The sequence below is a fragment of the Cryobacterium sp. PAMC25264 genome (genome assembly GCF_019443325.1).
GTDB lineage: Bacteria > Actinomycetota > Actinomycetes > Actinomycetales > Microbacteriaceae > Cryobacterium.
Genome location: NZ_CP080383.1, coordinates 2,550,643 through 2,575,048, shown reverse-complemented (window position 1 = coordinate 2,575,048; position 24,406 = coordinate 2,550,643). Strand labels below are relative to the sequence as shown.

General features: G+C 68.6%; 27 protein-coding genes and 1 tRNA gene. 19 read left to right on the top strand and 9 right to left on the bottom strand.

Annotated elements, in window-relative coordinates:
- Window positions 1-218 precede the first annotated feature (218 nt).
- Together KY500_RS11925 and KY500_RS11920 are read left to right on the top strand one after the other, a co-directional pair.
- A complete protein-coding gene (locus KY500_RS11925) occupies window positions 219-875 on the top strand; it encodes an FABP family protein (RefSeq protein ID WP_219900763.1) in 657 nt (218 codons plus the stop codon).
- 108 nt (window positions 876-983) lie between these two features.
- The gene (locus KY500_RS11920) at window positions 984-1,886 is read left to right on the top strand and encodes an IS982 family transposase (protein WP_219900762.1); all 903 of its coding nucleotides are present in this window, start codon (window positions 984-986) and stop codon (window positions 1,884-1,886) included.
- 11 nt (window positions 1,887-1,897) lie between these two features.
- Here KY500_RS11920 and KY500_RS11915 read toward each other — a convergent pair whose 3' ends face one another.
- On the bottom strand, window positions 1,898-2,557 hold the full coding sequence (locus tag KY500_RS11915; RefSeq protein WP_219900761.1) for a Pr6Pr family membrane protein: 660 nt from the start codon (window positions 2,555-2,557) through the stop codon (window positions 1,898-1,900).
- A 177-nt stretch (window positions 2,558-2,734) separates the two neighbouring features.
- Here KY500_RS11915 and KY500_RS11910 point away from each other — a divergent pair, with 177 nt between their 5' ends.
- Together KY500_RS11910 and KY500_RS11905 are read left to right on the top strand one after the other, a co-directional pair.
- Window positions 2,735-3,916 (top strand): folate-binding protein YgfZ, encoded by a 1,182-nt coding sequence (locus KY500_RS11910; protein ID WP_219900760.1) that lies wholly within the window; start codon window positions 2,735-2,737, stop codon window positions 3,914-3,916.
- A 76-nt stretch (window positions 3,917-3,992) separates the two neighbouring features.
- Window positions 3,993-4,742, top strand: a complete 750-nt coding sequence (locus KY500_RS11905) for a phosphoglyceromutase (RefSeq protein WP_066597380.1) — start codon at window positions 3,993-3,995, stop codon at window positions 4,740-4,742.
- A gap of 200 nt (window positions 4,743-4,942) precedes the next feature.
- Here the strand turns inward: KY500_RS11905 and phoU are convergent, their stop codons facing one another.
- Complete coding sequence (gene phoU, locus KY500_RS11900; protein WP_219900759.1) at window positions 4,943-5,605, bottom strand: phosphate signaling complex protein PhoU; 663 nt, start codon at window positions 5,603-5,605, stop codon at window positions 4,943-4,945.
- Window positions 5,606-5,789: 184 nt separating this feature from the next.
- Between phoU and KY500_RS11895 the strand changes: the two genes are divergently transcribed.
- On the top strand, window positions 5,790-6,944 hold the full coding sequence (locus KY500_RS11895; protein WP_219900758.1) for a cell wall metabolism sensor histidine kinase WalK: 1,155 nt from the start codon (window positions 5,790-5,792) through the stop codon (window positions 6,942-6,944).
- Complete coding sequence (locus tag KY500_RS11890) at window positions 6,941-7,621, top strand: response regulator transcription factor (RefSeq protein WP_219900757.1); 681 nt, start codon at window positions 6,941-6,943, stop codon at window positions 7,619-7,621. Before KY500_RS11895 ends, KY500_RS11890 begins: the two co-directional genes overlap by 4 nt.
- A gap of 159 nt (window positions 7,622-7,780) precedes the next feature.
- Here KY500_RS11890 and KY500_RS11885 read toward each other — a convergent pair whose 3' ends face one another.
- Entirely contained in the window at window positions 7,781-8,332 is a 552-nt protein-coding gene (locus KY500_RS11885; protein WP_084021181.1) for a hypothetical protein, read from the bottom strand.
- 192 nt (window positions 8,333-8,524) lie between these two features.
- Here KY500_RS11885 and KY500_RS11880 point away from each other — a divergent pair, with 192 nt between their 5' ends.
- From KY500_RS11880 to rlmB, 4 genes are all read left to right on the top strand, one after another.
- Entirely contained in the window at window positions 8,525-9,007 is a 483-nt protein-coding gene (locus KY500_RS11880; protein WP_066597369.1) for a CarD family transcriptional regulator, read from the top strand.
- 107 nt (window positions 9,008-9,114) lie between these two features.
- Window positions 9,115-10,356 (top strand): 2-C-methyl-D-erythritol 4-phosphate cytidylyltransferase, encoded by a 1,242-nt coding sequence (ispD, locus tag KY500_RS11875; RefSeq protein WP_219900756.1) that lies wholly within the window; start codon window positions 9,115-9,117, stop codon window positions 10,354-10,356.
- Window positions 10,353-11,768, top strand: a complete 1,416-nt coding sequence (cysS, locus tag KY500_RS11870; RefSeq protein WP_219900755.1) for a cysteine--tRNA ligase — start codon at window positions 10,353-10,355, stop codon at window positions 11,766-11,768. The genes ispD and cysS overlap by 4 nt, the downstream gene beginning before the upstream one ends.
- Window positions 11,768-12,865 carry a 23S rRNA (guanosine(2251)-2'-O)-methyltransferase RlmB gene (gene rlmB / locus KY500_RS11865; RefSeq protein WP_219900754.1) on the top strand — a complete coding sequence of 366 codons (1,098 nt, stop codon included), beginning with the start codon at window positions 11,768-11,770 and terminating at the stop codon, window positions 12,863-12,865. Before cysS ends, rlmB begins: the two co-directional genes overlap by 1 nt.
- 414 nt (window positions 12,866-13,279) lie before the next feature.
- On the opposite strand, the gene KY500_RS11860 is transcribed toward rlmB, so the two are convergent.
- Entirely contained in the window at window positions 13,280-14,584 is a 1,305-nt protein-coding gene (locus KY500_RS11860) for a DUF4032 domain-containing protein (protein WP_219900753.1), read from the bottom strand.
- Window positions 14,585-14,750: 166 nt separating this feature from the next.
- Entirely contained in the window at window positions 14,751-15,848 is a 1,098-nt protein-coding gene (locus tag KY500_RS11855; protein WP_219900752.1) for an ABC transporter ATP-binding protein, read from the bottom strand.
- A gap of 285 nt (window positions 15,849-16,133) precedes the next feature.
- Here KY500_RS11855 and KY500_RS11850 point away from each other — a divergent pair, with 285 nt between their 5' ends.
- The 3 genes from KY500_RS11850 (at window position 16,134) to KY500_RS11840 (ending at window position 17,804) form a co-directional block, all read left to right on the top strand.
- Window positions 16,134-17,048, top strand: coding sequence for a thioredoxin domain-containing protein (locus KY500_RS11850; RefSeq protein ID WP_219900751.1), 915 nt, complete (start codon window positions 16,134-16,136; stop codon window positions 17,046-17,048).
- 97 nt (window positions 17,049-17,145) lie between these two features.
- Window positions 17,146-17,221 (top strand) — tRNA-Thr (locus tag KY500_RS11845).
- Window positions 17,222-17,267: 46 nt separating this feature from the next.
- Window positions 17,268-17,804 (top strand): nucleoside deaminase, encoded by a 537-nt coding sequence (locus tag KY500_RS11840; protein WP_219900750.1) that lies wholly within the window; start codon window positions 17,268-17,270, stop codon window positions 17,802-17,804.
- 5 nt (window positions 17,805-17,809) lie between these two features.
- Here the strand turns inward: KY500_RS11840 and KY500_RS11835 are convergent, their stop codons facing one another.
- The gene (locus KY500_RS11835) at window positions 17,810-19,207 is read right to left on the bottom strand and encodes a chloride channel protein (protein ID WP_219900749.1); all 1,398 of its coding nucleotides are present in this window, start codon (window positions 19,205-19,207) and stop codon (window positions 17,810-17,812) included.
- Between the two features lie 203 nt (window positions 19,208-19,410).
- Between KY500_RS11835 and KY500_RS11830 the strand changes: the two genes are divergently transcribed.
- Window positions 19,411-19,809 carry a PLD nuclease N-terminal domain-containing protein gene (locus tag KY500_RS11830; RefSeq protein ID WP_219900748.1) on the top strand — a complete coding sequence of 133 codons (399 nt, stop codon included), beginning with the start codon at window positions 19,411-19,413 and terminating at the stop codon, window positions 19,807-19,809.
- Between the two features lie 67 nt (window positions 19,810-19,876).
- Window positions 19,877-20,482: a sugar O-acetyltransferase gene (locus KY500_RS11825; RefSeq protein ID WP_219900747.1), complete on the top strand. Its 606-nt coding sequence runs from the start codon at window positions 19,877-19,879 to the stop codon at window positions 20,480-20,482.
- A gap of 9 nt (window positions 20,483-20,491) precedes the next feature.
- On the opposite strand, the gene KY500_RS11820 is transcribed toward KY500_RS11825, so the two are convergent.
- Window positions 20,492-20,734 (bottom strand): SHOCT domain-containing protein, encoded by a 243-nt coding sequence (locus KY500_RS11820; RefSeq protein WP_219900746.1) that lies wholly within the window; start codon window positions 20,732-20,734, stop codon window positions 20,492-20,494.
- Between the two features lie 76 nt (window positions 20,735-20,810).
- Between KY500_RS11820 and KY500_RS11815 the strand changes: the two genes are divergently transcribed.
- Window positions 20,811-21,785 (top strand): oxidoreductase, encoded by a 975-nt coding sequence (locus KY500_RS11815; protein ID WP_219900745.1) that lies wholly within the window; start codon window positions 20,811-20,813, stop codon window positions 21,783-21,785.
- Between the two features lie 97 nt (window positions 21,786-21,882).
- Here KY500_RS11815 and KY500_RS11810 read toward each other — a convergent pair whose 3' ends face one another.
- Both KY500_RS11810 and msrB read right to left on the bottom strand, forming a co-directional pair.
- A complete protein-coding gene (locus KY500_RS11810) occupies window positions 21,883-22,437 on the bottom strand; it encodes a nitroreductase family protein (RefSeq protein ID WP_219900744.1) in 555 nt (184 codons plus the stop codon).
- A 5-nt stretch (window positions 22,438-22,442) separates the two neighbouring features.
- Complete coding sequence (msrB, locus tag KY500_RS11805; protein ID WP_066597342.1) at window positions 22,443-22,844, bottom strand: peptide-methionine (R)-S-oxide reductase MsrB; 402 nt, start codon at window positions 22,842-22,844, stop codon at window positions 22,443-22,445.
- Window positions 22,845-23,059: 215 nt separating this feature from the next.
- Here msrB and KY500_RS11800 point away from each other — a divergent pair, with 215 nt between their 5' ends.
- The 3 genes from KY500_RS11800 to KY500_RS11790 all read left to right on the top strand — a co-directional run bounded on the left by KY500_RS11800 (window position 23,060) and on the right by KY500_RS11790 (window position 24,404).
- Window positions 23,060-23,359: a DUF3263 domain-containing protein gene (locus tag KY500_RS11800; RefSeq protein ID WP_219900743.1), complete on the top strand. Its 300-nt coding sequence runs from the start codon at window positions 23,060-23,062 to the stop codon at window positions 23,357-23,359.
- 49 nt (window positions 23,360-23,408) lie between these two features.
- Window positions 23,409-23,987 (top strand): LytR C-terminal domain-containing protein, encoded by a 579-nt coding sequence (locus KY500_RS11795; protein WP_219900742.1) that lies wholly within the window; start codon window positions 23,409-23,411, stop codon window positions 23,985-23,987.
- Window positions 23,988-24,200: 213 nt separating this feature from the next.
- Complete coding sequence (locus KY500_RS11790; RefSeq protein WP_066597336.1) at window positions 24,201-24,404, top strand: cold-shock protein; 204 nt, start codon at window positions 24,201-24,203, stop codon at window positions 24,402-24,404.
- The last annotated feature ends 2 nt before the right edge of the window (window positions 24,405-24,406 follow it).

The window sequence follows — 24,406 nt, the reverse complement described above, 5'->3', positions numbered from 1 at the left end:
TTGATCCAGCCTGTCGAGATCCCGTGAGGCCGCGAAGACACCGCACCGCAGACTCTCCGCCCGATTCCGGCGTGCCGCGCCCGCCAGAGGCTAGAGTTGGGGCATGTCAACGCTCGCACTCGAAATCCTGTTCCTGGGCCTCCTCGCGCTGGCCAGCCTGTCGATCGCCTGGGTCTCCGGCGTCGTGCTGTTCAAGCTGTTCCGCGGCCAGCGGTAACGTGTACGAACTTCCGGTCGGCTTGCCGTCCGAGCTCGTCCCCTTGTCCTGGTTGATCGGGGTCTGGGAAGGATCGGGAATCCTCGACTACACGGTCGACGGCGAAACCGTCACCCGCGAGTTCGGGCAGCGCATCAGCTTCAGCCATGACGGCCTGCCGCACCTCAACTACAGCTCGTACACCTGGCTCGAGCCCGAGGCGCCGACGACGGATGCGTCCGGCCCGGACTCCGACAGCGTCCCCGGCCCCGCACCGGCGGCGACTCCACTGGTGACCGAGACCGGGTACTGGCGGCTCAGCCGTCCGCAGCAAGCGGGTGACGCGGGCCCTGGCCTGCTCCCCGGTGTGGGTCCGGCCCCGTTCCAAACCGCCGAGGCGGTGGAGACCCTGCGGAACGCCGACGGCGGCTTCGACATCGAGGTGAGCCTGGTGCATCCCGGCGGAATCCTGGAGCTCTACCTCGGCCAGGTCAAGGGCCCCCGGATCGACCTCGCCACCGACGCGATCGTGCAGACCAGCGGCGCCAAGCCGTACGCGGCCGCGACCCGGCTGTATGGGCTGGTCGACAGCCACCTGCTCTGGGCGTGGGACATCGCCGCGCTCGGCCAGGACCTGCGCACGCACGCCTCCGGCCGGCTCAGTCGGGCCTCCTCCTAGATGAGTGAGTCCTAATTGATCTCGCTGGGGGACGGCTCGTTGTAGTCCATATGAACTACCGGCGCGTTAATCCCGAGGACCGAAGACGGAGGGTGTTAAACCCTGTGTGTGAAAACTGACCTCAACACCCTCCTGACCACACTTTACGTCCATCTCGACGACCGCATCATGCCCGCGCTCGGCTTTTCCCGAGACCGACACCCCGGCCGCAAGCCCGTCCTGAACGACGTCGAGCTGCTCTGCCTCGTCGTGGCCCAACACTTGCTCGGCATCGCATCGGACCGTAAATGGATCCGCTACGCCCACAGCCACCTGGGCGAGATGTTCCCGAACCTGCCTCAACAATCCGGGTGGGGCAAACGCGTCCGCCAGGCCTCCGGACTGCTCTCCGCTGTGATCACGGAGCTGGCCCGCGATACCCCGTCCTGGGGCGAGATCACCCGCCTGATTGACTCCACCCCAGTGCCCTGCGGTAAGTCCCGCGAGACCGTGAAACGCTCCGACCTCGCCGGCCACGCAGGCTACGGCTACTGCGCCTCTCACTCCCGCTTCTTCTGGGGATTCCGGCTCTATCTGATCTGCACCCCTGATGGCATGCCCGTGATCTGGGGCCTGGCCAACCCGAAAATCGGTGAACGCGAAGCCGCGCAAGCGATGCTTGAACACGACCGTCACCTGCTCCACCCCGGCCAAGTCATAATCGGCGACAAAGGCTTCGCCGGCCGCGAATTCGAGGCGTTCATCACCAACGAACTCGGCGCTCACCTCATCCGCCCCGACCGCAAAGACGAGAAGAAACGCTTCGGCAAGCTCGGCGGCATCCGCCAATGGGTCGAGTCCGTCTTCGACACCCTCAAAGGCCAACTCACCCTCGAAGACCACGGCGGACGCACCCTCCACGGCCTCTACTCCCGAATCGCCGGCCGACTACTCGCCCTCGCCGCCGGAATCTGGCACAACTGGCTCATCCAAGCACCCAATAAACGATCCCTCATCGCCTACGACCATTAGGACTCACTCATCTAGGCGGAACCCCAGGCCGGTCCGGGTGTGCCGGCCCCCGGCGGCACCGTGATGATGCGTACCCGGCTCAGTCCGAACACCGCCGCGCCGGCGGCGATGAAGGCCACCGCGATGAGCAGCACGTAGCCGAAGACCGAGCCATACCCCATGGTCGGGCTGAGGAACGGGTACGGCACCCAGCCATCCGTCGCCCCGCGCAGCAATACCACGGTGGTCCAGAGCACCGGGTAGACCAGCACTGTCCAGAGCCGCCGCCAGGGCTGAGCGCCCCGATCGGCCACGAGCAGCCAGTCCAGCAGGCAATACAGCGGGAACACCACGTGCAGCATGGTGTTGGCCCACGGCAGCGTGACCCCGCCGGTGAGCCCGGTCAACAGGGTGTTGTAGACGAGCCCGACCACGATCATGTAGGCCGTGGTCGCCGCCCGGGCCAGGTCAAGCCCGGGGGACACCCGTCGGCCCCGCAGACCGAGCACGGCGGTGATTCCCAGCGTGACGGCCGCCAGGATGTTGCCCTGGATGGTGAAGAAGCCGAAGAAGTTGAACGGGTTCACCGTGCCGCGCCCTGCCGTGTCCAGGAACGTGGCGGCCACCGCCACTACCGTGATCAGCGCCGCGAGCAGGCGGAGGGCCGCGACGTAACGGGCGGGAAGTGTCATCGGTGACTTTCGTTGTCTCACGGGTTCCGGCCGCCGGGCGGGAATACCCGATGCCGCACAGCCCGTTGGGTTAGCATATGGGCCTCGCGTTCCCGCTGTCGACCCTCCCGCATCGAGGCGCCGCATCGAGTGCCCGCCACCCAACGCCGTTGTAGACGCCGTTACGAAGGAGACCCGATGAGCACCGCCGCCCCGTCCGTACCCGCCGCCATCTCACCGCTGCTGAGCCTGGACGGTGCCGTCGGAGCCGAGGGCATCGACGCCGGCGTGGCCGCGCACTACGGCGGACCGAACGCCGAACAGCGTCGGCTGTTGGGCGGCACTGCAGTCGTCGACCTGTCCCACCGTGGGGTGCTCTCCATCTCCGGCCCCGACCGGCTCACGTGGCTGAACTCCATGTCCAGCCAGGAGCTGCGCGGTCTCACCCCCGGCCAGTCCACCGAGACTCTGCTGCTGGACCCATCCGGGCACCTCGAGTACGCCATCGCGCTTGTCGACGACGGCGTGGAAAGCTGGCTGCTTATCGAGGCCGCCGAGCTGCCCGGCCTGCACGCCTGGCTCGACCGGATGCGCTTCACCCTGCGGGTGCAGGTCGTCGACCACACCCTCGCTTACGCCACCATCGGCACCATGGCCGCCGACCCGGCGACCGTGGCGCTCACTCCCGCGAGCCCGAACGGGGTGCCGCTCGTGTGGCACGACCCCTGGAACGCCGTGACCCCGGGCGGTTGGCAGTACGCCGCCGAGACCGCCCACCCCGGCGCCGCCTGGCAGTGGAGCGAGGTGCTCATCGACCGCTCGGCGCTGCCGGAGCTCCGCGACGCCGTGGCGGCCGGAACCGTGGCCGCCGCCGGTCTGCTGGCCCTGGAGGCGCTGCGCATCGCCGCCTGGCGGCCGCGCGGAGCCCTCGATGCCGACGAGCGCACCATCCCGCACGAACTGGACTGGCTGCGCACCGCCGTGCACCTCAACAAGGGCTGCTACCGCGGCCAGGAGACCATCGCCAAGGTGCACAACCTCGGTCACCCGCCCCGCCGGCTGGTGCTGTTGCACCTGGACGGCTCTGACTCCGTGCTGCCCGCCCACGGCGACGAAGTGCAGGGCGACCGGTTCGTCGCCGGCGGCGAGCCCGAGCGGCGCACCGTGGGCACCATCACCTCCAGCGCCATCCACTACGAGCTCGGTCCGATCGCGCTGGCCGTGATCAAGCGCACCGTGCCCGGCTCGGTGACGTTGCACGTGCTCTCGCAGGGCCTCTCCATCACCGCCAGCCAGGAGGTCATCGTGCCCGAATCGGCCGGCTCCGTAGCCGAGATTCCCCGGCTGCCCCGGCTGGGCGTGCGGGCTCCCCGCGGCTGAGCGGGCGTTATCCGGCGGGACTTTCGTCACGCGGCCGGGTGCGGCAGGGCGGCGGACCGCTCGCTAGAGTTGGAACATGTCTGCTCCTTATACCCTCATCCTCCTCCGCCACGGCAACAGCACCTGGAACCAGCAAAACCTCTTCACCGGTTGGGTGGATGTGCGTCTGAGCGACCAGGGCCGGGCCGAAGCGCTGCGCGCCGGCGAACTGCTGGCCGAGTCGGGCTTGCTGCCCGACATCCTGCACACCTCGCGCCTCACCCGCGCCATCCAGACCGCCGACATCGCCCTCGAAGAGGCCGACCGTCTGTGGATCGATGTCAAGCGCTCCTGGCGCCTCAACGAGCGTCACTACGGCGCCTTGCAGGGCCTGGACAAGGCCGAGACACTGGCCAAGTACGGCCCCGAGCAGTTCCAGACCTGGCGTCGTTCGTTCGACGTGCCGCCGCCCCTGCTCGACGACTCCTCCGAGTGGTCGCAGGTGGGCGACGCCCGTTACGCCGACCTCGGTGACGACGTGCCCCGCACCGAGAGCCTCAAGGACGTCATCGCACGGATGCTTCCCTACTGGGAGTCCGACATCGCCGCTGACCTCCGCACCGGCAAGACGGTTCTCGTCACCGCGCACGGCAACTCGCTGCGCGCGCTGGTCAAGCACCTCGACGGCATCTCCGACGCCGACATCGCCGAGCTGAACATCCCCACCGGCATCCCGCTGGTCTACCGTCTCGACGAAGACCTCAAGCCCATCGGCGCGGGCGAGTACCTCGACCCCGCCGCCGCAGCGGCCGGCGCCGCAGCGGTCGCCGCGCAGGGCAAGAAGTAACCCCAGCCCCCACAAGAAAAGCCCCCGTCACAAGACGGGGGCTTTTCTCGTTGATCGAGCCGAACCGGTGATCGAGCCGAACCGGTGATCGAGCCGAACCGGTGATCGAGCTTGTCGAGATCCCTCACGAGGTCTCGACAAGCTCGACCAGCGTGCGGGTCGAGACCGCGTTAGGGTCGAGACCAGCGGCTTGTCGAGATCTAGGCCTCGGTGGGTGCCGGCTGGTGCCAGTCACCGGTGCCCAGGTACTGCACCTTCTTGGCGATCGAGACCGCGTGGTCGGCGAACCGCTCGTGGTACCGGCTGGCGAGGGTGGCGTCGACGGTGTCGGCGGCCTGGCCCTTCCAGGTCTCGCCGAGCACGGCGTCGAACACGCTCAGGTGCAGGGCATCCACCTTGTCGTCCTCGTTGCGGATCGCCTCGGCCAGCTGCATGTCCTCGGTGGTGAGCAGCTCGGCGAGCATCTTCGCGATCTTCACGTCCAGAGCGCCCATCTCGGCGAACGTCGGGCGCAGGCTCTTGGGGATCACCTTGTCGGGGAACCGGTACCTGGCCAGCTGGGAGATGTGCGTGGACATGTCGCCCATCCGCTCGAGCGAGGCGCTGATGCGCAGGGCGCTCACCACGATACGCAGGTCGCGGGCGACCGGCTGCTGACGGGCGAGGATGGTGATGGCCAGCTCATCGAGTTCCACGGTGAGGGCGTCGATCTTGTCGTCGTCGGCGATGACCTCTTCGGCCAACGCCACATCCGACTTGTTGAAAGCGTGGGTGGCCTTCTCGATCGAGATCGCCACGAGGCGCGCGATCTCGGCGAGACGATCCTGCACCTCGGCGAGCTCTTGCTGAAATACTTCACGCATGTGTTTGTGTGGTCCTTCCTGGTCGCGCCAAAGCGCGCGAACGCATGAGACCCGCCTGGCCCCCGGCCAATACTGGCGAACGCAGGTTAACGGCAGGTGCCGCACGATTGAACAGTTCCTAAAGTAGCGTGTGCGCACCCTTGCTGCTGCGAATGACCTGTGCCAGAGTCACTAATCTGGTGAAATGGAATCGACGTGGCTCGTGTTGCTGTCCCTGGCACTGGGCCTCACCGTCGGTGGAGGGTTTGTGACTCTCCTGAATGTGGCCGAGCGGCACGGCAAGCGGGCCGCCGAAGTGGTCAACCCCGCCGTCCCCGACGGCATCGACCAGGTGCTTGACGCCCTCGACAGCGCCGGCGTGGTGCTCGACCCGTCCAACAACGTCATCAAGACCTCCCCGGGCGCGCTCGCCATGGGCATCGTGGTGAACCAGCAACTGGCCCATCCTGAGCTTCTCGAACTCGCCCGCGGGGTGCGCCGGACGGGCGAATCGGTGTCGGAAGACCTTGTACTCTCCCGCGGTCCGTTCGGCGACGCGAGCATGCACCTCAGGGTGCGCCTGGCCCGGCTGGGCTCCCGCTACGTGCTGCTACTGGCCGAGGACCGCACCGAGGCGTTCCGGCTCGACGAGGTGCGCCGCGACTTCGTGGCCAACATCAGCCACGAGCTGAAGACCCCGATCGCCGCGGTGGGGCTGCTCGCCGAGGCCCTTGGACATGCGGCGGACGAGCCCGTGCAGGTGCGCCGCTTCGCCGACCGGCTCACCACCGAGGCCGGCCGGCTGGCCCGGCTCACCCAGGAGATCATCGAACTGTCGCGGCTGCAGGCCCAGGATGCGCTGCGGCAGCCCGAGCTGCTCGACATCGACGACATCGTGGCCGCGGGCGTCGACCAGAATCGGGTCGTTGCCGACGCCGACCGCATCACCCTCGCGGTGGGGAAGAAGTGCCGCGCCCAGGTGTACGGCGACGAACGCCTGCTCGTGATGGCCGTGCACAACCTGGTGGCCAACGCCGTGCACTACTCGACTCCCGGTTCCCGGGTCGGTGTGGGCGCCCGCGTCACGGACGGCGTGATCGAGGTCACCGTGACCGACCAGGGCGTCGGCATCCCGGAGAGCGACCTCGACCGCATCTTCGAACGGTTCTTCCGCGTCGACCAGGCCCGCTCCCGCAACACCGGCGGAACCGGGCTGGGCCTGTCCATCGTCAAGCACGTCGTGCAGATCCACGGCGGTGACATCCGCGTCTGGTCCCAACCCGGCAGCGGCTCGACCTTCACCATCCGCCTCCCCGAGGCCACCCACCCCGCTCCAGCGGCGACAGGAGACACCCCATGACCCGAATCCTTCTTGTTGAAGACGAGCAGGCGCTGAGCGAGCCGCTGAGCTTCCTGCTCGAACGGGAGGGCTACGAGGTGGCCGTTGCAGAGGACGGCCCGAGCGCCCTGGCCGAGTTCGACCGTGCCGGCGCCGACCTCGTGCTGCTCGACCTGATGCTGCCCGGCATCCCCGGCACCGAGGTGTGCCGCGAGATCCGCACCCGCTCGGCAGTGCCGATCATCATGCTCACCGCCAAGGACTCCGAGGTGGACATCGTCGTGGGGCTCGAGCTGGGGGCGGACGACTACGTCACCAAGCCGTACTCGACCCGTGAGCTGCTTGCCCGCATCCGCGCCGTATCGCGTCGGCACACCGACCCGGCCGACGCCGACGACAGCGTGCTGACCGCAGGCACCGTGCGGATGGACCTGGAGCGGCACACCGTGGCGGTCTCCGGCGCCGTGGTGAACATGCCGCTGAAGGAATTCGAGCTGCTCGAGTTCCTGCTCCGCAATGCCGGTCGGGTGCTCACCCGCGGCCAGCTGATCGACCGGGTCTGGGGAACCGACTACTTCGGCGACACCAAGACCCTCGACGTGCACATCAAGCGCATCCGGTCGCGCATCGAGGTGACCCCGTCCGAGCCCACGATGCTCGTCACCGTGCGCGGGCTCGGCTACCGTTTCGAGGCCTGACCCGTAACAGGGTCCCGCCTCCCTGCGTTGCCGCAACGTCCCCCTTCAGCACTTCCGGAGGGGGACTTCGCCGCATCTGGGCGGATGCCGACCTCCCGAGAGGCGCACAAATGCCCCCTGGCGTGCGGCCAAGGGGCATCCTGTTGCAACTCGAGCGGGCTACTCCGGCGCGGTGGTGGGTTCCGGCGTCGTGGTGGGGGCATCCGTGGGCGTCTCGGTGACGCCGGGTGTCGACGTCGGCACCACGGTGGGGGTGGGCGTGGGCACCAGCGTGGAGTACGCGTCGAGCGTGCCGTCGAGAACGGGAACGAGCAGCTCGATGCCGGTGAGGTCGCCGTACTGGAAGAACACCGGGAACAGTGAGCCTGCCGAGGCGTTCAGGCTCTGCACGCCCACGTTCTCTCCGCCGGGCACGCCGATCTCGGTGGTGGCGTTGGGGTCGATGGTCACCCTCTGGGTGACCTTCTCGTCGGTGCCCTCGTACTGGACGAGCAGGTTGACGGACTTGGCGCTCTTGTTCACCACGTGCACGAGCAGGTTGGCGTTCTCACCGTCGTCGGTGAGCAGGATCGCGTTGCGGATGGCCAGGTCGCCCAGGTTGCCGCTCACGCCGTCGCTCGCGTCGTAGTGAATAGTCGTCGCCTGGGGCGCGTACAGATTGCATCCGGTCGTTCCCAACAGGATTCCGGCCGCCACAACGACGGTTGCCATGGTTCGCGCTCTCACAAGACCTCCACAAGAGTTCAGCGTTCAGCCGAAGTGGCGTGAACGCTGCAGATTTCCGTTGAGTTTACCTTACGGATGCGTCCCGCCCGGGCGCGTCGTCTTCCCAGGCTCATCGGGCTCTCCGGAGGGTGCCGGAGTGGGGTGGTATCATAGACGTTGCTGAAGGGATATCAATACATGTTATTTGAAGTCGGCGAAACGGTCGTTTATCCCCACCACGGCGCTGCGACGATCACCGAGGTGAAGACTCGCATCATCAAGGGTGAAGAAAAACTGTATTTGAAGCTCAATGTCACCCAGGGGGACCTCACCATCGAGGTTCCGGCGGAGAACGTCGACCTGGTCGGTGTTCGCGACGTGATCGGGCAGGACGGCCTCGACAAGGTCTTCGAAGTCCTGCGCGCCCCGTTCACCGAGGAACCCACCAACTGGTCACGGCGCTACAAGGCCAATCTTGAGAAGCTCGCCAGCGGCGACGTGATCAAGGTGTCCGAGGTCGTGCGCGACCTGTGGCGCCGCGACCAGGACCGCGGCCTCTCCGCCGGAGAGAAGCGGATGCTCGCGAAGGCGCGGCAGATCCTCATCTCCGAACTGGCCCTGGCCGAGAAGACCGACGAGGAGAAGGCCTCAACAGTGCTCGACGAGGTGCTCGCCTCGTAACCCCACCCTGTTCCCTGACAGGCGGCGCCCACCGGTGCCGCCTGTCGCATGTTCGGCCCCGACCTTTTCGCTCCGCCTCACCGCGCCCCACCAGATAGCCTCCAGACATGACTGAATTACCGGTTCCCGCCGTCGCGGTCATCGTCGTCGCCGCCGGCAGCGGCAGCCGGCTCGGCCGCGACCAGCCCAAGGCGTTCGTGCCGCTCGGCGCGCACAGCATCCTCGAACACGCTCTCACCGGGGTGTTCGGTCTGGACGAGCCCGCGCAGGTGATCGTCGTAGCGCCCGACGCCCAACTCGACGAGGCTCGGGTCATCGCCGCCCACGTGGCCGGGCCCGCCGCCGGACACCTTGACGTCGTGGCTGGCGGCGACACCCGCCAGGCCTCGGTGGCCCGCGGGCTCGCCGCCGTGCGCGCCGGCGTCAGCGTCGTCCTGGTGCACGACGCCGCACGGGCGCTGACCCCGAGCACCCTCATCGCGGCCGTCGTCGCCGCGGTGCGCGCCGCGGGCCACGGCATCGTGCCAGGACTGCCCGTGGTGGACACCATCAAGAGCGTCACCGCCGACGCCACCATCCGGGGCACCGTCGACCGGTCGCTGCTCTCGGCCGTGCAGACTCCGCAGGGCTTTCCCCGTGCCATGCTCGATGCCGCGTTCGCCTGGGCCGCCGGCCTGCCGGGCACGGATGCCGCTGCGCAAGACCTCACCGACGACGCGGCGCTCGTCGCCGCGGCCGGCAACCCCGTCACCGTGATCCCCGGCGACCCGCTGGCGTTCAAGGTCACCACCGCGTGGGACCTTCGCCGTGCCGAACTCCTGCTCGGTGAGAACGAGCCGACCCCTGCCGCTCTGCCGCGCGTGGGCACCGGCCTGGACGTGCACGCCTTCGACGACACCAGTGCCCTGTGGCTGGCCGGCCTGCACTGGCCGGGGGAGCGGGGCCTGTCCGGGCACAGCGACGGGGACGCCGCCGTGCACGCCATCTGCGACGCCCTGCTCGCCGCCGCGGGCCTGGGCGACATCGGCCAGGTGTTCGGCACCGCCGACCCCCGCCTCACCGACGCCCACGGTGAGGTCTTCCTCGCCGAGACCCTGCGCCTGATCGAGGAGGCCGGGTACCGGGTCGGCAATGTCACCGTGCAGATCATCGGTAACCGGCCCAAGCTCGCCCCGAGGCGGGACGAAGCGGAGGAGTTGCTCAGTGGCATCCTGCACGCCCCGGTGTCGGTAGCGGCCACCACCACCGACGCGCTCGGTTTCACCGGGCGCGGCGAAGGCATCGCCGCGCTGGCCACGGCGGTCATCTACCCGAGCACTTACCGGCCCTCGCCTAAACTGAACCAGTGAGCATGCGACTATACGACTCGAAGACTGCGGCCCTTCGCGATTTCCTGCCGATCGTCCCCGGCCAGGTGGGAATCTACGTCTGCGGACCCACCGTGCAGTCGTCCCCTCACATCGGTCACCTGCGCAGCGCCCTGGTCTACGACCAGCTGCGCCGCTGGCTCAGCTACCGCGGCAACGACGTCACCTTCGTCCGCAACGTCACCGACATCGACGACAAGATCCTGCTGAACGCCCAGGGCACCACCGAGCAGTGGTGGGCGCTGGCCTACCGCTTCGAACTGGAATTCACCGCTGGCTACCAGAAGCTGGGCATCCTGGCCCCCACCTACGAGCCGCGCGCGACGGCGAGCGTGCAGGAGATGCAGAACATCATCGGCCGGCTCGTCGATGCCGGCCACGCGTACCCGGCCGCGGACGACTCCGGCGACGTGTATTTCGACACCAAGAGCTGGCCCGCCTACGGCGAACTCACCCGGCAGAATCCCGACAACATGGAGGCCGCCGCCGACGCCGACCCGCGCGGCAAGCGCGATGCCCGCGACTTCGCCCTCTGGAAGGGGCACAAGGAGGGTGAGCCCGCCTCGGCCGCCTGGGCGTCCCCGTGGGGTTCCGGCCGGCCCGGCTGGCACATCGAGTGCTCCGCCATGTCGGCCCGCTACCTTGGCCCGCACTTCGACATCCACGGCGGCGGTCTCGACCTGCGCTTCCCGCACCACGAGAACGAGCTCGCGCAGTCCACTGCCGCCGGCGACGCCTTCGCCAACTACTGGGTGCACAATGGCCTGGTCAACACCAATGGCCAGAAGATGTCCAAGTCGCTGGGCAACTCGGTCTACGCGGCCGAACTGCTCGACCAGGCCCGTCCCATCGTGGTGCGCTACTACCTCGGCGCCGCGCACTACCGCTCCACCCTCGACTTCCACGAGGGGTCCCTCGCCGAGGCCGAGGCGGCCCTCGAGCGCATCGAGAGCTTCCTCGACCGCGCCGACCGGCGCCTGGCCGACACCCGCTTCGCCGGCTCCGGTGTCGAGATCGTTCCGGATGCCTTCGCCGAGGCCATGGACGACGACCTCGCGGTACCGCAGGCGCTCGGCGTGCTGCACGACACCGTGCGCGCCGGCAACGCGGCCCTCGACGCCGAAGACCTCCACGCCGCAGCGACCGCTCGCGGCCAGGTGCTCGCCATGAGCGAGGTCCTCGGCATCAACCCCCTGTCGCCCGGCTGGGCCGTTGCGACAGACGAACCCGCCATGGTGGCCCTCACCGCTCTCGTCGAGCGCCTGCTCGACGACCGGGAGACCGCCAGGCAGAGCCGCGATTACGCGGCCGCAGACCGTATCCGGGACGAGCTCGTCGCCGCCGGCATAACCATCGAAGACACCCCGTCGGGTGCACATTGGAGTTTTGACTGATGAAGAACACAGATCGCAAGTCGCGCACCGGCGCGGTGCGCAAGGGCAGCAGGGGACCGCAGGTCGGCTCCGGCGGACAGGGCCGTCAGGCACTCGAGGGCAAGAAGCCCACCCCCAAGGCCGAAGACCGTCCGTACCACCCCGCTGGCAAGGCCAAGGCCGCCAAGGACCGCTTCGCCGCGGCCGGCGGCGGACGCAGCCGCGCACCCGGCGGCTCCGGCTCCGGCGCCCCGCGCTCGGGCCGCAACACCGGCACCGGCAACACCGGCGGCGGCGGTTCGTCCACCCGTAAGGCCAAGTCGGAGGCCGAGTTCGAGGTCGTCACCGGCCGTAACTCGGTGCTCGAGGCACTGCGCGCCAAGATCCCCGCATCGGCGCTGTACGTGGCCACGCGCATCGAAATGGATGACCGGGTCAAGGAGGTCCTCAAGCTCGCGACGACCCGCAACATCCCGGTGCTCGAGGTCATGCGCCCCGAGATCGACCGGCTCTCGGGTAAGGACGCCGTGCACCAGGGCCTCGCGCTCAAGGTTCCCGCGTACGAGTACGCGCACCCGGTGGAACTGCTCGACCTCACCATCAGCCGCGGCCACAAGCCGCTGTTCGTGGCCCTCGACGGCATCACCGACCCGCGCAACCTCGGTGCGATCATCCGCTCCACCGCCGCGTTCGGCGGCCACGGCGTCATCGTGCCGCAGCGCCGCTCCGTGGGCGTCACCGCTTCGGCCTGGAAGACCTCCGCCGGTGCCGCAGCGCGCCTGCCCGTCGCCATGGCCAGCAACCTCACCCAGACGCTCAAGGCGCTCAAGGAGCGCGGCATGCTCGTCATCGGCCTCGACGGCGGCGGCGACACTCAGCTGCCCGAACTGGGCCTGGGCTATGCGGAGCGCCCCATCGTCGTGGTCGTCGGCAGCGAGGGCAAGGGCCTGTCCCGCCTCGTCACCGAGACCTGCGACGCCATCGTGTCGATCCCGATCAACGCGAACACCGAATCGCTGAACGCTGGAATCGCCGCCGGCGTCACCCTCTACGAGATCTCCAAGCTGCGCGCGGACGCGCTTGCGGCGAAGGTCGCGAAGAAGGCCGCGGAGGCCTGAGCCGACCGCTCGCGCGTGTGAGAACGGCGCAGATCATGCCGATTCCGGGTGGTCTGCGCCGTTTTTTGTGGGCGGATGCTGTGTGAGGGGTCGATTCAGGGCCTTGGGCGACCTCGCTGATTGCCGTGGTTCAGTTCAGGGCGTGCTGATGAGGGGACGCGGGTGCCCGGGTGAGTGCCGCAGGTCTCGTTGTCGAGAGCCCTGAGCGGCTCTGCCTGGGTGGGCCCCAGTGAGTTGTCGCTTCAGGCCCCTTGGCGCGCCGTGAGGGGGCGTGAACTGGCAACTCGGCTGTCGCGCCGTGGGTGACTTTCCAGTTGAGGCCCATTGCGGCGTCGGGAGAGGGCGCCAACTGGCAACTCACGGGGGGAGCCCACCTGCCGCGTTCGCGAAGGGCCCTTCGCGCGCGGCCGGGCGTCAGACGTTCAGGCGCCAGTCGTCTGCCTCGGCCTCGTCGGCGTCGATGCCTTCGGCTTCGAGGTCGGGGAGGCTGATCGGCGTGGTGGGCGGATCGATGACGGTGGCCTCGTCGCGACGGTGCCGCAGCACATCCTGCACGTACGAGGTCACGGCCTCGGCCAACGGGATGTCTCGCCCGGCGTTCTGCGCCATGTACCAGCGGTGGTCGAGCAGCTGGTGGAACACCTCGGCGGGCTCGAGCTTGCCCTTGAGCTCACGCGGGATGGCGCGCACGACGGGTTCGAACACTCGCACCAGCCACTCGTGGGCCATCATCTCCTCGTCGGCGTCGGGATTGCCGTAGGCGACACCGTAGGAGTCGAGGTCGTTGAGCAGACGGCGGGCCTGGTTCTCCTCGGCGTCGAGGCCGGTGAGACGCAGCAGACGGCGCTGGTGGTGGCCCGCGTCGACGACCTTGGGCTGGATGCGCACCGTCGTTCCGGTCTCATCGGTCTTGATGGCCAGTTCCTCGATGTCGAAGCCCAGGTGGTTGAGGCGCTCGACGCGCTCCGTGATGCGCCAGCGCTCGTTGCTCGCGAACGACTCCGACCCGGTGAGCTCCTTCCAGAGCAACCGGTAGGCGGCGACGATGCCGTTGCTGACGATGATAGGGTCGAGTTCGTTGGCGACCCGGCCGCCGGCCTCGAGGTCCATCAGCTCGCCGGCGATATTGACACGGGCGATTTCGAGGTCGTTCTCGCGCTGGCCGTTGGAGAGGCCGCCCGGGTAGAGCTGCCCGGTCTCCGCGTCGACGAGGTACGCGGCGAAGGCGCCGGCGTCGCGGCGGAAGAGGGTATTGGACAGCGACACGTCGCCCCAGAACAGGCCGACCATGTGCACGCGCACGAGGAGCAGGGCGAGGGCGTCGACGAGGCGGGTGGCCGTGTCCGGGCGGAGGGCCTGCGAGTACAGTGCGCGGTAGGGCAGCGAGAACTTGAGGTGCCGGGTGACGAGCACCGAGTTGAGCGGGTCGCCGTCTTCATCGGTGCGGTTGGTGATCACCGCGAGCGGTTCGACGCAGGGGATCTCGAGGCCCTGCAGGGTGCGGAGCATGTCGTACTCGCGTTTGGCCATCTCGCTGGTGGTCTCCTTGATGGCCACGACGCGTCCGCTCAGGTGAGCGAATCGCACGAGGTGTCGGGAGAGGCCCTTGGGCAGCGAGGCGATGTTCTCGTTCGGCCAGGCATCCAGCGGCAGGTGCCAGGGCAGGTCGAGCAGGGCCGGATCGGCCGTTGCCGAGGTGATGTTCAAGGAACCGCTCATGAAGCGCCTAACTGTCGGCAGGGCGGCGAAGCCCCGCGGGTGGCCTCGGCCGGGGTGGGCTCACAAGGCGCGGGATGTACGACGGTGCCGCCCACAGGGAACGGGCGCCGAAATGACAAACTCGACCGCCAAAAACTGCCGGCGGTCGAGTTTGTCGGGATGGAACTTAGTCGCTGACGGCGCCGCCGAGACGGAGGCCGGTCTCTGCGTCGAACACGTGCAGGTGGTTCGGCGTCGGGGTCAGGTAGACGGTGTCGCCGGCCGACGGGTGCGAACGGCCATCGACGCGGGCGACGATGTCGGTGCGCTTGCCCTCGACGGTGGAGTGGCCGTACAGGTAACCGTCGGCGCCGAGCTCCTCGACCAGGTCGACGTCAACGGCGAGGCCTTCGCCGTGGGTGGTCGAGAGGTGGATGTCCTCGGGGCGAACGCCGATGGTGACCTTCTTACCGGAAGCGCCGGCAAGGGTGTCGCGGGCCACGGGCACCGTGGCTGTACCGAACATGATGCCACCGTCGACGGCGTCGGCCAGGAACAGGTTCATGGCCGGGCTGCCGATGAAGCCGGCAACGAAGACGTTGTTCGGCTTGGCGTACAGGTCGCGGGGGGTGCCGACCTGCTGCAGGACGCCATCCTTGAGCACGGCGATGCGGTCGCCCATGGTGAGCGCCTCGGTCTGGTCGTGGGTGACGTAGACCGTGGTGACGCCCAGGCGACGCTGCAGCGACGCGATCTGGGTACGGGTCTGCACGCGCAGCTTGGCGTCGAGGTTCGACAGCGGCTCGTCCATGAGGAACACCTGGGGCTGACGCACGATGGCGCGACCCATGGCAACACGCTGACGCTGGCCACCCGAGAGGGCCTTCGGCTTGCGGCTGAGGTAGGGCTCGAGGTCGAGCAGCTTGGCGGCTTCGAGAACGCGGGTGGCACGCTCGTCCTTGTTGACGCCGGCGATCTTGAGCGCGAAGCCCATGTTCTCGGCGACGGTCATGTGCGGGTACAGAGCGTAGTTCTGGAAGACCATGGCAATGTCACGGTCCTTCGGGGGAACGTCGGTGACGTTGCGCTCACCGATGAAGATGTCGCCGTCGTTGACCTCTTCGAGGCCGGCGAGCATGCGGAGCGACGTGGACTTGCCACAGCCGGAGGGGCCGACCAGGACGAGGAACTCACCGTCGGCGACCGACAGGTCGAGGTGGTCGACCGCGGGGCGGGTGGAGCCCGGGTACAGGCGGGTGGCCTTGTCAAAAGTTACTGAAGCCATTGTTTCGTTATTCTCCTTCACCGGCAGGTACGTGCCGGACGATCCGTTGTGATGGGATTTGCTGTCCGGCTGACGTAGCACCAGCGCAAGACCTTCCTAGTATGGCATGTCCCGCGTGAGCGTCGCCTGAATCGCCTGCCGGAGCCCCGCCAGTGTGTCCCCGGTGAACCCCCAGAGAGGCCGCTGTGAAGCCCCGGTTGGTTAATTCTCAGACTGGGGACCTACTATTTGAAATGCAATCGCGCTCATTCGCGAGCGCACCCCCTCAACTCGGAGTGATCATCCATGACAACTGGTGGCCCAGGCGAACCTCGCCCCTCGAAGAATCAGCGACGCGACGCCGCACGCACCAAGGCCGCCCAACTCCGAGTCGAGCAGAAGAAGCGCGACCGTCGTAACCGGGTGTTCCTGCAGGGCGGCATCGCCATCGCCGCCATCGCGGTCGTCGCCGTGATCGTGCTGATCATCGTCAACTCGGTTCGCCCCGACGGCCCCGGCCCGCGCAACATGGCCAGTGACGGTCTGCTCGTCGGTGAGGGCCTCACCGCCGTCACCACCCCGGCCCTGCAGCCCAAGGCCGACCCGATTCCCTCCCCTCCGGATGCGTCGGGCAACGTCGCCGACATCCGCATCTACATCGACTACCTGTGCCCGTTCTGCGGACAGTTCGAGACCACCAACGCCGACCAGATCTCGCAGTGGGTCGACTCCGGCGCGGCCACGGTCGAGGTCCACCCCATTTCGATCCTCACCAGCAAATCCGCTGGCACCCAGTACTCGTTGCGTGCGGCCAACGCCGCCGCCTGTGTGGCGAACTACTCGCCGGACGATTTCCTGTCGTTCAACGCCGCGCTCTTCGCCGACCAGCCCGTCGAGGGCACCGCGGGCCTCAACGACGACGACCTCAAGGCTCTCGTGAAGAGCTCGGGAGTGTCGACGAGCCTGTCCGAGATCAACACCTGCATCGAAGAGACCACCTACAAGTCGTGGGTGCAGGATGCCACCGATCGCGCCCTGAGCGGACCGATCCCGAACTCTTCCCTCAAGGCGATCACCGGCACCCCGACCGTGCTGGTGAATGGCAAGCAGTACGTGGGTGCCCTGGACGACCCGAAGGAGTTCGCGGCGTTCGTGTTGCAGGCGGCCAGCGAGGCGTATTCCACCGCCACCCCGACGCCCACGCCCACTCCGGCCGGCTGACCGCACCGGCTCTGCTGGTGACGGCGGGACCGAATGCGTCGGCACGAGAGTGCCGAGTGATTTAGGATGAATGCTCGAGGTGCTTCGTGCGTCTCATGCCGGCCTGGCGCAATTGGTAGCGCACCACTCTTGTAAAGTGGGGGTTACGGGTTCAAGTCCCGTGGCCGGCCCCATCGCCCGTGTTCCCCCGGGCTTCGCAGAACAGCGACGAGGAGCGGAATGACCAGTCCACTCGACGAGGTCAGCCCGCTGGGTTCCTCCACGCCGGTGCCCACGAGCATCTCGGCCGCCGACGAGGAACACCTGCTGCGGGCCATCGCCGTGGCGGCACTGGCTCGCGCGAACGGAAACCACCCGTTCGGCGCCATCCTGGTCACCGCCGACGGCACCATCATGGAGAGTCAGAACAGCGTGGTCACCGGCAACGATCCCACCGGACACGCCGAGACCAACCTCGTGCGCCTGGCCAGCGCCCGGCTGGACAAGACCGCGCTGCGCTCGAGCACCCTGTACACGAGTACCGAACCCTGCGCGATGTGCTCCGGCGCCATCTACTGGGCCGGGATCGGGCGGGTCGCCTATGCGCTGCCCGAGCAGGACCTCGGCGCCATGGTGCCCAGCCAGGACGGCGAGCCCACGCTGGACCTGCCCTGCCGCGAGGTTTTCGCCCGCGGTGGCGGCAGCGTGGTCGTGGCCGGCCCGGCGCTGGTCGCGGAGGCGACCGAGGTGCACCGGGGATTCTGGGACGCCCGCTAGATCCGCTAGCCGAGGCCCGGAGCGGTCGGCGCCGGGTCGCGGCGGAGCCACCGGCCCGGTGGCTCTGGCAGCCGGCCGGTGATCACGTGTGCCACCACCACGGCCACGATGACCAGCGGCATCACGGCGTAGGCATCGCTGGTGAGCAGCACGGTGGCCAGGAGAACGCTCGTGAGCGGCAGCCGCAGCATCGACACGCACATGGCGCCGATGCCCACCCCCAGCGCCGGAACCAGAGCCATGCCCGGCAGATGGGACGCCATGATGCCCAGGGCAGCGCCGATGAACATGGCGGGAAACACCGGCCCGCCGCGGAACGCACTGGGCGACAGGCCGTAGGCGAGAGCCTTGCAGAGCGCCAGCAAGCCGAGCGCGCCGATCGGCCAGGAGGCTCCGTTGCTGATGAGCGCGGGCAAGGTCGTCTGGCCGGAGAAGAGCACCTGACCCGTGTCTTCGCCGGTGACCACCGCGAACCAGATCGCAAGCCCGGCGATGAGCAGACCGAGCACCGGGGTGACGAGCAGCCGCTGGGCGTGTACCGCCGGGCGTACCACCCTCGCGAGCGCCTTGATTCCCCAGGCCAGGAGGGGGCAGGCCACCCCGAGCACAAGTGCCCAGAGGAACATCGCCAGGGTGGGCGTGCTGAACGCCGGCAGGTCGGGGATGGCGAGGGAGAAGGTGCCCAGCCCAGTCCAGGAATCCAGGCCGACGAAGACAAGGGAGCCGATCCCCGCGGCGAGCAGCCCGGGAAGCAGACCCACCCCGAGCATGGCACCACCCAGACCGGATGCCTCCATCAAGAGGAAGGCGCCCAACAGCGGCGAACCGAGCAGGGTGCTCACCGCGGCGAAGCTGCCCGCCGATGCGATGACCGCGAGGGCGGTGGGCGGCGAGTCCTTCTTGATCAGGAGCACCGCGAGAGCGCCCAGCCCGCCGCCGAGGGCGATCAGCGGTGCCTCTGGACCGAGCACCGCGCCCAGGGCGAGCGTGGCCAGCGCCGCCAGCGCGACGCCGGGCAGCTCCGGGGGCCGCGGGAACCCGCCGGCCGCGAAGCCCTCCGACGGCGGATGCCCGCTGGTTCCCGGCAGGAACCGGATGCACAGCGCCACCAGCAGGCCGGACAGGGCCACGAGTGGAAGCGGCCACCACACCGGCACGCTGTCGAACCCCAGGGCAGCCGGCAGCTCAGTGAACAGGTAGCCCTGCAGCCAGGAGACCAGGGCGAGGAACCCGTAGGAGACCACGGACACCGGCACGCCGATGAGCCCGGCCAGCAACAGCACGCGCAGGTATCCGCGCGAACGGATGACCGCCAGTGGGTCGCCGGTCTGGGCCGGGTTGGCCGGGTGGCCCGCCGCGGAATCGGGGGCGGGGGTCGCCGGTGGCTCGGGGTGCGCGGGCATGTCGCGGTCCTCCTCGGCCGGTCTCCTCCGCCGATCTGGCACTGTGGCTGGACCGGTCCGGGTCGGTCGGTCCCGGGTTCGGCCGGCATCGCTGACCACGCTGGCCCGGTGTCCGTGCGGGCGCAAGCCCCACGTCGGCCCCGCGAGTGCCCGCGGAACTGGGGGCTGGTCGCCCGTGCACGGCGGTCACTAAGCTGACCGCCATGTATGCGCTGCTCTCCCTCGTGCTCCTGGTGCTCGTTGTGGCCGCCCTCGTGGACATCATCACCCGGCAGGACGGCCAGGTGAAACACCTGCCCAAGGTGGTGTGGGTGCTCCTGGTGATCTTCCTCCCCCTCATCGGCAGCCTGCTCTGGTTCGTGATCGGACACGACTACGACACACCGATGGCGCATCCTCGGTTGGGTGCGCCCCGGCGTCGCACGGGTTCGGCCTCGAGCGCACAGGCGACCCCCACGGCCCAGGCGGAACGGCGGATCACCAGCACCGAGGAGCAACTGGCCTCGCTGGACCGCGAGATCGAGTTCCATGCCGAACAGGCGCGCATCCGCCGGATCGAAGCCGAGCTGGCCGAACGACGTCGGCTGACCGAGGGAACCTGACGGCGGATCGACGCGCGCGGAGCAGCGGCGACGGGCTAGGCTCGTGTTTGTGGTTACAGACAACAAAATGCCCCCGGTTCTCGTTCGCTCCGAGTACGACAAGATGATCGCGGGGGAGTGGTACCGCTACCGGTCCGGGCCCGAACTGGCCGAGCTGACGACCAGCACGCAGCGCACCTGCCGCCAGATCACCGCCCTCTACGACGACGACCAGGCCGCCGCGCACGCCCTGTTCGTGGGGATGCTCGCGAGCGTCGGCGACGGTGCCGACTTCAGGCCGCCGCTGTACCTGGACTACGGCTCGCGGCTGCGCGTGGGCGCCAATACGTTCATCAACGCCGACTTCCTGGCCCTCGGCGGGGGCGAGATCACCATCGGTGCCAACGTGCTGGTAGGTCCGAGTGCCCGCTTCTACACGCCCAGCCATGCCGTCGACGTGGGCGAGCGCCGGGCCGGATACGAGCGGGTCTGGCCAATCGTGATCGAAGACGACGTGTGGCTCGGCGGCAACGTCGTCGTCTGCCCCGGCGTCACGATCGGCGCGGGCAGCATCATCGGCGCCGGCTCGGTGGTCACCCGCGACGTGCCGCCCGGGGTCATCGCCGTGGGCAACCCGGCGCGGGTCGTGCGGGCCATCGGTCCCGACGACCGGGTCGGGCTCGACTCGGTCTGATCCGCCGGATCAGAGCAGCCCGAGGATCTCCCGGCGCTTGGCGTCGTATTCGGCCTCAGTGACCAGACCTTGGGCGCGCAGCTGGTCGAGCTGCGCCAACCGGGTCGCGGGGTCCGCCAGGCCGCCGGAGCCCGCCGGGCGTCGCCGCACCAGACGCACGATCAGGAACACTATCGCCAGCGCGATCAGGACCACCGCGGCGAGGACGCCCGCGATGATGAGAAAGTGCCAGCCGGTTAGATTGCCGATCATGTGAGTCCCCCTGCGACGGCGCGTTCGGCCGCACGGCGAAAGTCTATCCAGGGGCGAGCGAGCGTACGCTGGAACGATGACAACTACACCCCAGCACGCCCTCCCCTCCGGGTTCGGAGCGCGCACCACCGCCACCCAGGTACTCGCCGGCATTGACCTGAACGGCCGGACGGCCATCGTCACCGGCGGCTATTCGGGGCTGGGTATCGAGACCGTCGCGGCGCTCGCCGCTGCGGGCGCTCAGGTCCTGGTTCCTGCCCGCCGTCCCGAGGCGGCCCGGGCCGCGCTCGACGCGCGCGGGCTGGCTGACGTCAAGGTCGAGACCCTCGACCTGGCCGACCTCGGCAGCGTGCGCGCTTTCGCCGATCGGTTTCTGGCCGCCGGACGCAGGCTCGACATCCTGATCAACAACGCCGCCATCATGGCCTCCCCTGAAGCCCGCGTCGGCGACGGTTGGGAGTCCCAGTTCGCCACCAACCACCTGGGCCACTATGTGCTCACCAACCTGCTCTGGCCCGCCCTGGTGGCCGGCGGGGGAGCCCGCGTTGTGGCTCTGTCGTCAACCGGGCACAAGCTCAGCGGCATCCGTTTCGACGACCCGCAGTTCGAGACCGGCTATGACAAGTGGCTGGCCTACGGTCAGGCCAAGACCGCCGACAGCCTGTTCGCCGTGCAGCTGGACGCCCTCGGTGCCGGGCACGGCGTGCGCGCATTCGCCGTGCACCCTGGCGGCATCATGACCGAGCTGCAGCGGCACCTGCCGCGCGAGGAGATGATCGCGTCGGGATGGATGACCGAGGACGGCACCGTGAACTCCGTCTTCAAGACGACCGAGCAGGGCGCCGCTACGGCAACCTGGGCGGCGACCTCCCCGATGCTCGACGGCCTGGGCGGGGTCTACTGCGAGGACTGCGACATCGCCGAGCCCACCGTTCCGGGCAGCGAGACCGCCCGTATCCGAGGTGTGGACGCACACGCGATCGACCCCGCGGATGCGGCCCGCCTCTGGGTGCTCTCGGCCGAACTCACCGGTGTGAACGCGTTCGCCTGACCCCTGGCGCGCACAACTGGTCCCGAAGCGGACGATTGGTCCCGGTGCGCCGGGACCAATTGTCCGCTTCGGGTGCAGTTGCGGGGGCGCGGGGCGGTCAGGCGGGCAGGGCGCTGAGGTGGTCGGCCGCGTCGACCGGTTGGCGCACGGCGGGCTTGACGTTCTCGGGGATGCCGCCGACGTAGAGCCAGCCGAGCAGCTCCTCGCCGTCGGCGAGTCCGTGCACCTGCCGCACCGGTTCGGCGCGGGTGTGGCCGCCGGTGCGCCACATCACGCCCCAGCCCGCATCCTCGAGCAGCAGGCTGAGGAAGTGGGCGACGCCGACGGCCGCCGCGTCCTGCTCCCAGGCCGCCACCTTGTGGCTCGGCCGATGCCGGGCCACCAGGGCCAGCAGCAGTGGGGCGCGCAGCGGCTTGCCGGCGAGCTTGGCGGCGGCCGGTCCCTCGAGGCCCGAGGCCGCCACGAGCGCGTCGCCCAGTGCGATCCGGGCGGCGCCGCGCACCTCGATGATCCGCCACGGGCGCAATGCGCCGTGGTCGGAGGCGCGGGCAGCCGCCTGGATCAGGGGAACCAGCTCGTCGCGGCCGGGCGCATCCGCGGTGACCACGGAATACGACCGGCGCGACAAGATCGCGTCGAGAACCGCCGACAAGACCGTTACTCGACGGGCGTGAAGTTGAGCGAGATCGAGTTCATGCAGTACCGGTCGCCGGTGGGCGTGCCGAAACCGTCATCGAACACGTGGCCCAGGTGCGAACCGCAGGCCGCGCACCGCACCTCGGTGCGTACGACGCCCAGCGAGCGGTCTTCGATGAGCTCGACGGCCTCGGGGCGCACCGACTCATAGAAGCTCGGCCAGCCGCAACCGGAGTCGAACTTGGTGCCGCTCTTGAACAGCTCTGCGTTACAGGCGCCACAGGTGTACACGCCCGACCGGCCCTCGTCGAGCAGTTCGCCGGTCCAGGCGCGCTCGGTCGCAGCCCCGCGCAACACGGCGTACTGCTCGGGGGAAAGCTCGGCCTTCCATTCGGCGTCAGACTTGGTGACCTCGTAGTCCATGGTGCGTCCCTTCACTACTTCTGTGCGGCATTACTCTTGCGGGCAACTCAGCGGGCAGATTGCTGCCTCCAGCCTAAACTCGGCCGGGCCCCCGGACATTCCCCGGGCCGGGGGATTCCCAGCCGGCGGTCATCACTGCCGGAGCGGGCAGCGACCGGCGGGACAGGCCGCGCCGGTCAGCGAAAACCCAGTCCACGCCAAATAGGATGACGCGTATGGCGACCAGCGGGCACGGCGAGAGCGATCGGGGTGTCGACGGCGGCACGGCGCTCAGCCCGCGCGACACCGCCGTACTCGCTTTCGAACGGCGCTGGTGGTCCCACCCAGGCGCCAAGGAACAGGCGATCCGGGCCGAGTTCGGCCTGTCGGCTGCCCGCTACTATCAGTTGTTGGGTGCCCTGCTCGACTCCCCGCTTGCCCTCGCCCACGATCCCATGCTGGTGAAACGCCTGCAGCGGATGCGTGACGCGCGGTCCCAGGCCCGGTCGCGCCGGGCCATCCGCCCCATCGAGTAGGACCCTCCTACCGCGTGTTCAGCCAACCGAGGATCGAACCAGACTCACGATGCCCACTTCGTACCCGAAAGACCGCTTCGACGACCTTCCGCACAAGCTCGACCGCGTGGGGGCGCACCGGGCCCCCGGCCGAAAGGGCCGCCGCTGGGTGGCGTTCTGGTGGGCGCTCGCCGCAACGGCCCTGCTCGTGGGCGTGGGAGCGATCGGACTGACCGTGCTGAACAACCGGCTGAACTTCACCATCCCCGGAATCTCCAGCCAGACCAGCACCGGCACGGAAGCCGCCTCAGAGGCGCCCACGGCCGAGCCCGTGCCCACCGCCGAGCCCACCACCGACCCCACTGCGAGTGTCACCGTGCTCAACGGCACGGCCACCACCGGTGTCGCCCGCTCAGTGGGCGAGGTGCTCACCGACAGCGGCTGGAGCGTCGGCACCATGAGTGACGCCGACACCGAAGACGTCACCACCACCACCGTGTATTACGCGGATGCCTCCCTGGAGGGCGCTGCCCGCGGGGTGGCGGCCCTGCTGCCCGGTTCGGCGATCCTGCTCTCCAGCGACTTCGCGGGCTCTGACGCCACCCTGACCGTCGTGGTCGGCACCGACTACGCGATACCGGAGGGCTAAGCGCCGAATTCCTAGTGGCGTTGTGCCCGCCAGTCAACCCCCTATGGATCCCCGCTGCCGTCACTACTATCTGCAGTGGTCGCTCATTTTATGCGAGTCGCGTTCTCGGGTTGAGAGCGCTCTTTCGCGGACGGTGGACGCAGCTACTGCGCCAGGCCCGGTAACACCAGCGGGTGAAAGCCGAAAGTCAACACTGCACTAGGGGAGTTTCACATGGCGAACGGAACCGTCAAATGGTTCAACGCTGAAAAGGGTTTCGGCTTCATCACGGTCGATGGAGGTGGGCAGGACGTTTTCGTCCACTACTCCGCCATTGACATGCACGGCTACAAGGTTCTTGAAGAAGGCCAGCATGTCGTCTTCGAACTCGGTACCGGAGCCAAAGGTCCGCAGGCAGAGTCGGTTCGTCCGGCATAGCC